Source organism: Chitinophaga sp. (assembly GCF_017745275.1).
Taxonomy (GTDB): domain Bacteria; phylum Bacteroidota; class Bacteroidia; order Chitinophagales; family Chitinophagaceae; genus Chitinophaga.
In genome coordinates this window covers 320622-332837 of record NZ_JAGHZS010000006.1, presented here as the reverse complement: position 1 = coordinate 332837, position 12216 = coordinate 320622, and the positions used below count along the sequence as shown (strand labels likewise).

General features: G+C 47.5%; 8 protein-coding genes. 4 read left to right on the top strand and 4 right to left on the bottom strand.

Annotated features, from left to right (window positions below; genetic code table 11):
• Nucleotides 1-52: 52 nt before the first annotated feature.
• From J7623_RS18450 to J7623_RS18435, 4 genes are all read right to left on the bottom strand, one after another.
• On the bottom strand, nt 53-1201 hold the full coding sequence (locus tag J7623_RS18450; RefSeq protein WP_291923055.1) for a FecR domain-containing protein: 1149 nt from the start codon (nt 1199-1201) through the stop codon (nt 53-55).
• A gap of 45 nt (nt 1202-1246) precedes the next feature.
• The gene (locus tag J7623_RS18445) at nt 1247-1804 is read right to left on the bottom strand and encodes an RNA polymerase sigma-70 factor (protein WP_291923053.1); all 558 of its coding nucleotides are present in this window, start codon (nt 1802-1804) and stop codon (nt 1247-1249) included.
• A 102-nt stretch (nt 1805-1906) separates the two neighbouring features.
• Nucleotides 1907-3979 carry a carboxy terminal-processing peptidase gene (locus J7623_RS18440; RefSeq protein ID WP_291923051.1) on the bottom strand — a complete coding sequence of 691 codons (2073 nt, stop codon included), beginning with the start codon at nt 3977-3979 and terminating at the stop codon, nt 1907-1909.
• Nucleotides 3980-4079: 100 nt separating this feature from the next.
• The gene (locus tag J7623_RS18435; RefSeq protein WP_291923049.1) at nt 4080-5294 is read right to left on the bottom strand and encodes an alginate lyase family protein; all 1215 of its coding nucleotides are present in this window, start codon (nt 5292-5294) and stop codon (nt 4080-4082) included.
• Between the two features lie 198 nt (nt 5295-5492).
• Between J7623_RS18435 and J7623_RS18430 the strand changes: the two genes are divergently transcribed.
• The 4 genes from J7623_RS18430 to J7623_RS18415 all read left to right on the top strand — a co-directional run bounded on the left by J7623_RS18430 (nt 5493) and on the right by J7623_RS18415 (nt 12196).
• The gene (locus J7623_RS18430) at nt 5493-6329 is read left to right on the top strand and encodes a methylated-DNA--[protein]-cysteine S-methyltransferase (RefSeq protein ID WP_291923047.1); all 837 of its coding nucleotides are present in this window, start codon (nt 5493-5495) and stop codon (nt 6327-6329) included.
• Nucleotides 6330-6934: 605 nt separating this feature from the next.
• Complete coding sequence (locus tag J7623_RS18425) at nt 6935-7348, top strand: SRPBCC domain-containing protein (protein WP_291923045.1); 414 nt, start codon at nt 6935-6937, stop codon at nt 7346-7348.
• Between the two features lie 290 nt (nt 7349-7638).
• Nucleotides 7639-11529, top strand: a complete 3891-nt coding sequence (locus J7623_RS18420; RefSeq protein ID WP_291923043.1) for a Pls/PosA family non-ribosomal peptide synthetase — start codon at nt 7639-7641, stop codon at nt 11527-11529.
• Between the two features lie 130 nt (nt 11530-11659).
• Nucleotides 11660-12196, top strand: a complete 537-nt coding sequence (locus J7623_RS18415; RefSeq protein ID WP_291923040.1) for a GNAT family N-acetyltransferase — start codon at nt 11660-11662, stop codon at nt 12194-12196.
• Nucleotides 12197-12216: the final 20 nt, after the last annotated feature.

The window sequence follows — 12216 nt, the reverse complement described above, 5'->3', positions numbered from 1 at the left end:
TACGAGAATCAGTGTCCGCTTTTTCGATGGTTGATAGATGATGATGATGCGTTTATTTTTTACTTACAATAATTACCCTGTTCATTGTTTTGAATTTCACTTTACCTGTTGTACCGGCAATGTTATCCAGTACATCCTGTAAGGCGCCTGTTTTACGTATATCCAGCGTAAAATGCAGGCGCTCCAGGGCAGGGTCATCAAAGTGAATAGTATAGTCATATTCCCTCTCCAGGCTATGAACAATCTCTTTCAGCGTGGCTTCTTCAAAATAAATATCTCCATCTTTCCAGGCAGTATATACCCGGGTGTCTACCCGTTGTTTTTTAAGCACCGGTACAGTTGCACTATAAGTGGCTTGTTCTCCCGGCAATAATATCAGTGCCTGGTTTTGCACGCTGGTGCTCACTTTTCCGGCAGCCAGGGTAGTATGAATCTGCTGGTCGTAAGTATTCACATTAAACGCGGTACCCAATACTTTTACCTGCATATCGCCGGCTTTTACAATAAAGGGTTGCGTGGCTTTTTCAGCTACTTCAAAATAGGCTTCCCCGGTGATCTTCACCTCGCGGGTACTGCCATTAAAGGCGGCAGGATATTCTAACCGGCTGTCAGCGTTTACCCATACCTGTGTGCCGTCTGCCAGCACCAGTTTTGCCTGATGACCGCGTGGTACATCCAGTATATTTGCTTCCCCGGCCTTGATAGCCCCTATTCCCTGCTGATATACAATCATGGTATCGTTGATATTGATTGTACCACCCGCTTCTCTCAACTGCTGTGATCCGCTACCCAGCGCTACTTCTTTACCATTGGATAATAACAACCGTACCTTTGAACTGGGGGGTAGGTTAGCAATAGCTACGGCAGGTGTTTCCCGGCGTAAGTGTAAAAAATATACACCGGCAACAGTTAATAAAATCGCTACAGCAGCTGCCACTCCCCAACGCAGGTAGCGCACACTTTTCAATGCGGGCCGTGGGTGTAACTCACCTGCTTCCGGTACGGAACGCTGAAACCGTTCCCAACCTTCTGCCATGGGGAATTCCTGTTCTTCCTGCGCAGCTTCCTGCAAATAGGCATGTACAGCGCCGGAAAGCTTCGCTACTTCTGCCTCTGCGTCAGATAATGGCGCTTCTTCCGCACCTTTCTCCAACTGCTGCAGCAGTTTTTCCCAGTTAATATCTTTTTCCGGCATATCCATATACGTTATAGACACTCATTTATAAGAAAGGGTGAACGCCCCTGTTTAATTCATCAAAAAAAATAACAACAACCAGCGGATCAACCAGATACATTCCTTACGGAGCACCTGGTATGCCAGCCGGATATGGGTTTTAACAGTATTAACAGAGATATTGAGCTTACTGGCAATCTCTGTATACTTCAGTCCATCCCGGTTGCTGAGTAAAAAAATAATGCGGCGCTGCTCCGGCAACTGGTCAATAATTTCCCAAAGCCGCCGGTGCAGCTCCTCGCGCGGAGGCGCTTCCTCCTCCTGCGGCACCGCCACATCCACTGCATCTGTTAACTCAAAAGAAACGGACCCCGACTGCCGCAGATAATTTAAAGAAGCATTCCGCACCGAACGAAAAGCATAACTGCCGAAATTCCTGACAACAGGTAATGCGGTTCGCTTATTCCAACAGTGAAGAAAGAAATCCTGTACAATATCTTTGGCGATATCTTTATCACCAACTACCCGAAAAGAAACGGTACATAAATGAGAATAATGCTGGCGGAATAATGTGGCAAAGGTCGCTGAATCAATGGAGGGCGACAACTCATCATTATCATATTCCTCCATAACCCCGAAGATTTTTATTCATGAAAACTGGTTGATCTGATACGTTATATCCACAAAATATAAAAAGGAACAGAAAAGCCCGCATTCATGCTAAAACATTTTTTATTGGAGGCCGTCCATCTGCTGCATAATTTCTACGGTCTTTAACAGGTAAGCATCTTCACCGGTTGATGCCATCCATTTTTCGTAACGCTCCTGTAAAATCTTATCTGTTAGTATAGTAGTACCCGTTAGTGTCAGTTGTTTCCCTGCCGGCAATTTCCATATTTCACCCAACGTATCCAGGTGGGCCTGCACCTGCTGCTGATGCAACTTAAATTTATCGAACGACAAAGGCACCGGGTCATCCTGGTGCTGCTTCATCCAGTTGGTATTTTCTAATATACCGGTGAATACTTTGTCGTTCTTCCATAAGTTATTTCCATCCATAATCAATTGCTGCTCTTTCTCCGACCGGTGCATGTCTGCATACAAAGTACGCGGAATAGTATCCCACGCTAAAGCAGTAGCATTATCTCTTTCCTGCACTTTGCGATAAGCCGTTACTCCCGGCAACAGGATATCCGGAATAACGCCTTTCAGTTGGGTGGAAGACCCGCTAACACGATAAAATTTATGCTGTGTTAATGCGATGCTACCGAACAGTTGCGTAGGAATTCCTTTATCCGGATCACCGGCTTTACCCATGGGCAACGTGGCCTGCGCCGTACCTTTTCCATAGGAAGAAGCACTGCCAATCACAATACCACGATGATAATCCTGGATAGCAGCTGCAAAAATTTCCGCAGCAGAAGCACTGTTCTCATTAATCAATACAGTGAGTGGTCCTTTATACAGCCATGGTTGTGTGGAGTCCGTATTATATACAGATACGGCATCCCGCGTTCTCAATTGTACCTTGGGACCCGGCGGCAGAAAGAGTCCCAGCATTTTTACCACTTCATCCAGGGAACCACCGGGATTATTACGCAGGTCCATCACCATCGCACTTACCTGCTCTTTTTGTAACAGCCTCACTTCCCTGGCAATATCTTCCGCGCAATGCACTCCATCCTTTCTTTCAAAATCAGCATAAAAAGCAGGCAAATAAATGTACCCGATCTTTTGTTGTTGTTGATGAATCACGGCACTTCTGGCGCCGGTTTCATCTTCATTCACAATTCCTCTTTCTATGGTTACCATAGCTTCATGGCCATTGCTTTTACGGAGTACCAGTTTTACCATAGTGCCTTTATCACCGCGGATCAGGCGGGAGATATCATTCAACGGCATCCCTGCTACTTCTACCATTTCGCCACGATGACTACTTACCTGTACCAGGTTATCATTTTCCTGTACCAGTCCACTGCGTAATGCAGCCCCCCCGCTGATTAAACGCTTAATAAATACTTCATCATTCTTTATACCCAATTCCATTCCCAATCCATAATATCGATGGGCCATCTGTTCCTGCAGCATCCGCGCATCTGCCGGTGGATTATAGGCCGTATGCGGATCCATTTCAAATACTACGGCATTTACATACAAGGCAAACTTATCATCTTCCGCAGCAGCTACCAGCAGATTACTGAAGGAACGTTGAAACCAGCGCTGTACTTTAGCCCTGGCCAATTGCTCCTGGTGTGCCAGGGGTAATTTCCCAATGCTATCGGTGGCCGCAGACTCCTGTATTTTTCTAAATACTTCATACGTAAGCCGCTTTGCCCAAATGCTGGCCCGGTCCTTCTCATTCACCGGAAAGGCTGCTTCATGGCGGTTTAACAGTACCTGCTCATTGGATTTAAAAGATACCGGTTGTTGTAAAATGCTGTCGGTGATGCGGATCATATCCCTTACCCGTTGCTGATACAGGGGAAAAGCCACATTGAAAAACTGTACATCTCCCTGGCGCAACTCGTCATCCAGCGTGGTTTCGTAGGCTTGTAACCGGGTAATATCTTTTTGTAAGAATAATGAACGATAATCGTCTATGGCCGTAATAAACCGCTTCCATACTGCCTTTGAGTAGGCATCATCCAATTCCTTGGGGGAATAGTGATCTCTTTCCAGTCTGGCTACCACCAGCCTGATAATACTTTTCCGTGCTGCCTGCACGCTATCCGGGTTCTGCTGTCCGGCAAATACCGGCATGCTGGCTGCCAATAGTAGTAACAGTAACTTCAGTTTCGCTGTCATGATGATTCATTGATACATCCTGATGACACGAAAAAAAAAGAAAGGGTGAATGATGACAGGGATTCCGGCAATAAAGAATGGAATCCCTGTACGCAAACTATCAGCTGCCCCAGCCGGTGAGCAGGTAAATATAATCCGGCTGTTGGGGATGTACCTGCCATAAAGCGGATAAATCCAGGTCATGATATTTATCCGCCGCAATCATCGCCAGGGTTATATAAGCATCGGTGTTCATGGGTTTAATTTGCTGGTACTGCCAGGTGGCCTTGTTAGCGGCAAAGGGCAACATCCAGGTAAATGCTTTGCGCAGGCTTTTTCCACCGGGACTTTGATAATGCCACAAGTCCACCTGTACCTGTTCTGCCATAGTAGCCAGTTCAAAAAAAGCGGCGAGGTTAAAGTAAGAATAATTCCAGGACAGGGTGCGTTCCAGTTCCAGTGGCTGCCGGCCATCAGCTTCCAGCTGACGGTCTATGCGTGGCATGGTTTGCTCCTGCAATAGTTGTTTCGCCAGTTGTGGCTGTTCAGTAAACAAGGCAATGGCCACAGCCTGTACATCATACCAGGTACCATGGTTATTTTTAGCCACCAGTTCTTCCTGCCCTATTTTACTGGTACGCATCCAGGTAAGAAAGCGGCGGAACCAATCCTGTATCCCGGCGAAATCAGCGGCAGGAAAAGCAGGAGAATTTTTCAACAGCTGCATACCATCTATCAGGGCTACCACTGCATGGGTGTCTATTAAACCAATACCTCTGCCCTCGGTGATACCGGGAATGGCTTGTCCATAGTTCAGGTTAGGATTCATGTGGGTGTTAGGGTCCAGGAACCAGGTGTGCAGCAGCTTTGCAGCGTAGGCAGCATATTTTTCATCACCAGTATAAAACCAGGCCAGGCCCAGTATTTTCACATCTCCGCATAGTGCGTTAAAATAGCTGTCGTCTTTCACGGCGTAGCGTTCCGGGTTGGTTTCCCCATCGCGACGGATATACGGCAGCCCGTTCGCCTTGGTGGTGTCTGGCCACCAGTAAGGGCCCACGCTCATGTAGTCATGTTTATCACCGCTGGGAGGCACCTTACTTTTAAGTGTCACGGCATAGGGACCATGCTGCAATGCTCGGCCAGCCTGCTGCAACAAGTCCGCCAGTGCTTTTTCGGCCTGCGGATCATGTTGCGCAACAGCCGCTTTACGTTGCTGCAATACAGTTGATTTCAATAAAAAAACAGGTGGATCGGCTTGCTGTGCAAAGCCTGGTAATGGCAGATAAGCGGCTAAACAAATCAATGCGGCGGTGGCAAATTTTGGCATATTCATATGTGGATATTTTATTTCATCGCGATTCGCTCAGTTGGGTACACACATAAGCATCGGCTGAAATTATCGTAATTTCGAATTTAACTAAATTCCTGCTTCCCGCATAAAAATCCAGGAACAGCAGGCAAAACACAGATAGCAATAACCGGGTTTTTTAGAGATACTACTGCAGCTACCTTTGTTTTAAAATTAACAGCCATGAACAATTATGATAAAATTGCAACGGCAATAGACTACATCAAAAACAATTTTAAAACACAGCCTAATTTACAGGAAGTGGCAGCAGCCGTGCATATGAGCCCGTTTCATTTTCAGCGGGTATTTTCCGAATGGGCAGGCGTTACTCCTAAGAAGTTCCTGCAATACCTCACACTGGATTATGCAAAGAATATATTAAGGGAAGAAAAAGTGACTGTATTTGATGCGGCTTTTGAAGCGGGCCTCTCTGGTACCGGGCGATTACACGATCTTTTTATTAATATCGAAAGCATGACACCCGGCGAATACCGCAATGGCGGCAAAGCCCTGCAAATCAACTATAGCTTTGCAGAAAGTCCTTTTGGCAATATCCTGGTGGCCTCTACGCCAAAAGGTATTTGCCATATGGCTTTTGCCGACAACCCCGAAGCAGCCCTGCAGGCGCTGAAAGAACAATTCCCGCATGCACAGTTCACGCAGATGGTAGACCTCATCCAGCAAAATACCCTGTATATTTTTACACAGGACTGGAGCCGGCTGTCTGAAATAAAACTGCACTTAAAAGGAACCGACTTCCAGTTGAAAGTATGGGAAGCCCTGCTGAAAATACCGATGGGTAATCTCACTACTTATTCCCGCCTGGCGGCCGACATCCAACACCCTGGTGCCTCCCGCGCCGTGGGAACAGCCGTAGGCCAAAATCCCGTGGCCTTCCTGATTCCCTGTCACCGCGTCATCAAAGCTACCGGTGAATATGGTCAGTACCATTGGGGCAGCACCCGCAAAAATGCGATGATAGGGTGGGAAGCAGCGCAAGCCCAGGAGCAGAAGGCATAAAGCGGAAAGCAAAAAGCAAAAAGCTATTGAGGCGAATGACCGCAGCGGATATCTTTACGCTGTAATCATTCGCCTCAATAGCTTTTTGCTTTCTGCCTTCTGCTTTCAGCTCATAAAGAAGGGCTGCCCGCTTGTGAAGGACAGCCCCGTTTTTGCTTATGAAAATAAGGACCCGCACTGAAAAGCGCATGCCCGGTTAGACGAGAATAATTTCTTTTACCCGAGGTATAAGGCCACAAATAAGATGATAAGTAATGAATACCAATTGGGCATGCGTAATAATTTACTCATGTGCAGTCAGATTTTGGTTTACTTCTTTTAAATTAAAATACTTGTGCTCTGCTTATAATGAATTGCCCCGATAACGCGCTGGATACAGTTGTTCTTCGTATTCCAGTTAGATTTAAATTAGATGTTTGTCAGATTTCCTGTTAAATGTTTCACTCTTTCTCTAAGCTTACTTAAAAATAAAAAAATATTTTACATTTTCACGTATAAATATCCAGCTTTTCAAAGAGTACGGCACATTAGTAATAAGAATACTTATTATCAATAGATTACATATGCCAATATCTCCCTTTTTCTGTACCTTAACTTAAAAAAACATGGCCTCTCAAAAAACACCCGTAGGACTTACCAGTTCCCAGGGCTGGGAAATGGGCATCCGTCGCACTTTTCCTATCAGCATCCACCAGGCATGGGAGCTGTTATTCACCCCTCCTATCCTCGGCGTTTGGCTGGATAATAACGCAAATATTGCTTTTCAGAAAGGCGATAGCTATACCACTTCCAACGGCATCCATATCACCGTTACCGCTGTTACCACCACCAAAGTAATTCGCATGAAATGGCAGAGGGAAAACGAACCCACTGCGTCTATATTACAAATAAGGGTGATCCCGGTAAAAGAAAAAACCACGGTTAGCTTCCACCAGGAACACCTGCAAAATGAAGCTGACCGGGAACGCATGAAAGCTTACTGGGAAAATGTACTGGATAAAATAAGTGAACAAATCTGACGAACAAGAACCTGTATTGGATTGTTTTATATAACAGTAATGCACCTACGACAGCAAGGAAAAAGTTTATTAGCCCAGCCGGTAATGTAGCATTTACCATACGGGAAAAGATGAATATTACCTTCTCAGATTATAGGCGATTTTTCCCAGACAGCCTATTTTTTAAGGGTATATTAAGGCGCCACACCGATTCTTAAAAGTAACTTTGTGGCTACGAAACACCAATGAACCTACGGGAACGCGAACTTATGAATGTTTACAGTATAGTTAAGGGGCCCCAACAGCCAGATTTGCTCCACGAAGAAACCCTGGCAGATATTTTTTCACAAACGGTGAAGGCACACGCCCACCATACGGCGTTGATATTCCAGCAACAAACACTTACCTATCAACAACTGGATCACTGGAGTGATGCAATCGCTGCGGATTTACAGTCCAGGGGAATTGGTCCTGGCAGCGTAGTGGGTATCTGGTGGCCTCGTGGCCTGGAGCTGCATGCAGCCATACTGGGCATTATCAAGGCAGGTGCCGCCTATGTACCGCTGGACCGGGAAATGCCCGCCGAACGCGTGGAAGTAGTACTCACGGAAGTAAAAGCCGCCGCCTGTTTCAGCGAAACACCGCTGCAACTGGAAGCCGCTGTATTAACGGTACCCCCGGTTCCCGACAGCACTACCACCTTCCAGCTCAGCGCAGGTCCCGGGCCGGACAACTTCGCTTATGTACTGTATACATCCGGTAGTACCGGCAAACCCAAAGGTATTCCCATCAGCCACCGGCAAATCTGTCACCTGATCCGTGCAGAACAAACGGTTTTAAACATTCAATCTACCGATAAAGTATACCAGGGCTTCTCCGTATCCTTCGATATGTGGTGCGAAGAAACCTGGCTCAGTTACTTCAACGGCGCTACCCTCTGGGTAGCCGATGCCACCACCGCCAAAGCCATTGATGAGCTGGGTGATGTACTGCGCCGCGAAAAAATTACGGTCCTCCATGCCGTACCCAGCCTGCTGGCTATCATGGACGATAACATCCCTACCCTCCGCTTAATCAATGCCGGGGGAGAAGCCTGTACACCACAGGTACTGGCCCGCTGGGCCGCACCTCCCCGCCTGTTCTATAACAGTTACGGCCCTACGGAAACTACCGTAAGCGCCACCTTTGCTGCATTAAAACCCGGCGATTATATCACCATCGGTCAGCCATTACCCAATTACAACATGGCCGTAGTAGATGAAAAACTGGACATCTTACCCGTTGGTGAACGCGGTGAACTCGTGATCTCCGGCCCCGGTGTGGGTGCAGGTTATATCGACCGCCCCGACCTTACCCGCGAAAAATTTGTGGATAAACCAGCGACGATGGCCGAACTGCCCGGCAGCCGCTTATACCGTACCGGCGACGCCGCCATCATCTTACCCGATGGCAGCATCGATTTCCAGGGCCGCCTCGACGACCAGATCAAACTACGTGGCTACCGCATTGAACTGGGTGAAATAGAAAACCAGCTCCATAGCATCGCCGGCGTAGCTGCCGCTGCAGTAGCCGTAAAAAAAGATAGCAACGACCAGGATCAACTGGTAGGATATATTGTAAAGGAAGATGATCAACCTTTTGATGAGTCTATACTGAGAAGTCATCTCGCCAAAGTATTGCCACCTTATATGGTGCCCGGTATCATCCAGGTATTGGACGATATGCCCCGCCTGCCCAGTGGTAAAATAAACCGTAAAGCACTGCCGGTACCCGTTGCCTTTACGCAGGTAGCCACCCACGAAGCCATTGATCCGGATGCGCCTTTACAGGAAAAGCTGCTCATCATTCTCTCTAAAGTATTTCCTGACCGGCAGATTGATCTGCAACAGGATTTCTTTACAGACCTCGGAGGCCACTCCCTGCTGGCAGCAGCCATGGTATCACGTTTGAGGCGGGAGGCCAATGTGCCACAGGCATCTCTCAAAGATATTTACATACACCGCCCGCTGCAAAAACTGGCAGATACCTGGGCCGCCCAACCACAGGCAGGCCAACAGGAAAAACGGGTGTTTAATAAAGTGCCGTGGTGGCGACATCTTACCTGCTGGAGCGCACAAACCATTGCCATCCTGGTAATTTATGGTTTATTTGCCATGCAGATTTACCTGCCTTATCTCGGTTATTACTATGTTGAACAAGCCACCAGCCACCTGGGATACGCTATCCTCACAGCGTTGGTGATGTTCTGTTTACTACCGCCTGCTTTCTCTGCACTCATCATCCTCACCAAATGGCTGGTGATCGGCAAAATGAAAGAAGGCGACTACCCGGTATGGGGTACCTACTATTTCCGCTGGTGGCTGGTGAAAACCATCCAACGACTCATGCCTTCCCAATTTCTTAACGGTACTCCCCTGTATCCCACCTATCTCCGGATGCTTGGCGTGAAAATAGCGCCGGATGCACAATTGGGCGCAGTGACCATTGGCGCGGAAGACCTGGTCACCATCGGCAGCGATGTAAGTATCAGCTCCCAGGCCGTTATCAACAACGCTTTCATTGAAGATGGCCTCCTGAAATTACGCACCGTTCACCTGGGTGACCACGCGTACATCGGCAGCAGTGCCATCATTGGCGGCAATACCATCATGGACGCCTGGAGCGAATTACAGGACCTTAGCTTTCTTCCGCCTAACAGCCACGCGAAAACCGGCGAGGTATGGCAAGGCAGCCCCGCAGAACTGAAAGTCACTAAAAGTATCAGCGAACTGCCACAACCTTTGGAAGTATCCAAAGCCACCCGCGTAAAATACAGCATCATCTTTTCCTTATTCCTGCTGGTATTTCCATTTACCGTGTTGTTGCCGTTGCTGCCCACCATCATTACCCTGAACCAAATGGATAATGCGGCGCCGGATTATAACTTTAACTACATGGTGATCACTCCCGCGCTGGCACTGAGTTATATCATTTTATTTACTGCACAAACAGTAGTACTTACACGCCTGTTACAATGGGGTATCAAACCCGGTACCTATCCGATTTACAGCATTTTCTACGCGCGTAAATGGTTTGCTGATCAGCTGATGTCACTGTCGCTGATTGTCATACATCCCATTTTCGCCACCGTTTATATTTCTTCCCTGTTCCGTGCACTGGGTGCTAAAATTGGTAAGAATACCGAGGTATCCACTGCCAGCAGTGTGACCCATCCGCTACTGGAAATAGGCGATGGCGCCTTCATTGCAGATGCTGTAACCCTGGGCGAATCCGATGTACGTGGTCAGCAATTGATTCTTGAAAAAACAATTATCCACAACACCAGCTTTGTGGGCAACAGTGCCCTGATACCACAGGGATATGAACTGCCGGAAAATATGCTCATCGGTGTATTATCCACACCGCCGTCGAAAGAGCAACTGGCGGGAAGCACGGCGCGCGACTGGTTTGGCTCTCCTGCTATTGCCCTCCCACGCCGCCAGGAAAGTCATTTCTTTCCTCCGGAGCTGACTACCACGCCTTCTCCGCAACGCCGCCTGGCCAGGGCTTTGGTAGAATTTATCCGTATACTCATCCCTGAAACAGTGGTGATTTGTTGCAGTATCCTGTTCATTGCATACGCACATGACCTGCTAACCGACAAACCCTGGTGGATGATCCTGTTGCAGTTTCCATTCTATTACCTCTTCTTCCTGGGGTTACCGGCTTTCCTGTTTACGGTAGTACTGAAATGGATATTGATAGGTGTGTATAAACCACTGCAAAGCCCTATGTGGACCTCCAAAGTATGGCGCAGCGAAGCCATCACGTCTACCTACGAAGCACTCTCTATTCCATTCCTGCTGGAATACCTGAAAGGCACACCGTGGCTGCCGGTATTACTCCGCCTGCTTGGCGTAAAAACCGGTCGGCGTGTAATACTGAACACCGCTGATATCACAGAATTTGACATGGTGGAAATAGGCAATGACAGCGTGCTAAATGAAGACAGCGGTCCGCAAACACACTTATTCGAAGACAGGGTGATGAAAATAGGCGCCATCAAAATTGGTAAGAGAAGCAGCATCGGCGCCAGATCCATCATTTTATACGACAGTGAAATTGGCGACGATGTAAATATCGCACCACTCTCACTTGTCATGAAAGGAGAAAAATTACAACCTGGTACCACCTGGACAGGTAGTCCGGTGAAACCTGCTTAAACATAGGATACTGGCGGGGAAACAACTTTTCCCCCGCCAGTATTTTACCAGTTTCAGGGAGATGGATACCACCGCATTACTGCGCTGAAAAAAATCTCCTATCGTAGCATCCTGTTAACACATTGCATCCATGGTAACAATTACGCCTATACGAATTCGCGATCACTACGCGTTGATCAGCAGCATGATGGAGCAATTACATCTCTCCGAAAAATCCTTCTTTCTAAAAACAGCTTCCTGGGAAAGTATTGCCAGCAATTACATGCAACATGTGATAGAGATGCAGGAGGAGTGCGACGGTACCTGCTTACTCGCGCATGTAGATAACGTGCCCGCCGGATTCATTTTCGCCTACCTCGAAGAAGCCGATGAAAGCCGGATTGAAGATTATACAAACGATACGCTCTATGTATCAGATGGCTATGTAGCCGCGGAATTCCGCCGCCAGGGCATTTACCGGCTCATGAATGAAGAACTGGAAAAAATCTATATCCAAAAGGGCATCAGGAGAATAGTAAGATATACCCTCGCCAACAATTTGCGGATGCAACAATTCCTGGCATCGAAAGATTATCAACCGGTGCGGCTGGTATATGAAAAATGGCTCACGGAAGATGGACAAAAGCCACTGCCGCTGTTTCCTGGCAATGCTCAAAAAGACAAATAAAAAACGGCGACAGAAATATC

Coding starts and splice junctions, on each gene's coding strand:
- J7623_RS18450 (WP_291923055.1), bottom strand. CDS start 1,201: ATGGATATGCCGGAAAAAGATATTAACTGGGAAAAACTGCTGCAGCAG.
- J7623_RS18445 (WP_291923053.1), bottom strand. CDS start 1,804: ATGGAGGAATATGATAATGATGAGTTGTCGCCCTCCATTGATTCAGCG.
- J7623_RS18440 (WP_291923051.1), bottom strand. CDS start 3,979: ATGACAGCGAAACTGAAGTTACTGTTACTACTATTGGCAGCCAGCATG.
- J7623_RS18435 (WP_291923049.1), bottom strand. CDS start 5,294: ATGAATATGCCAAAATTTGCCACCGCCGCATTGATTTGTTTAGCCGCT.
- J7623_RS18430 (WP_291923047.1), top strand. CDS start 5,493: ATGAACAATTATGATAAAATTGCAACGGCAATAGACTACATCAAAAAC.
- J7623_RS18425 (WP_291923045.1), top strand. CDS start 6,935: ATGGCCTCTCAAAAAACACCCGTAGGACTTACCAGTTCCCAGGGCTGG.
- J7623_RS18415 (WP_291923040.1), top strand. CDS start 11,660: ATGGTAACAATTACGCCTATACGAATTCGCGATCACTACGCGTTGATC.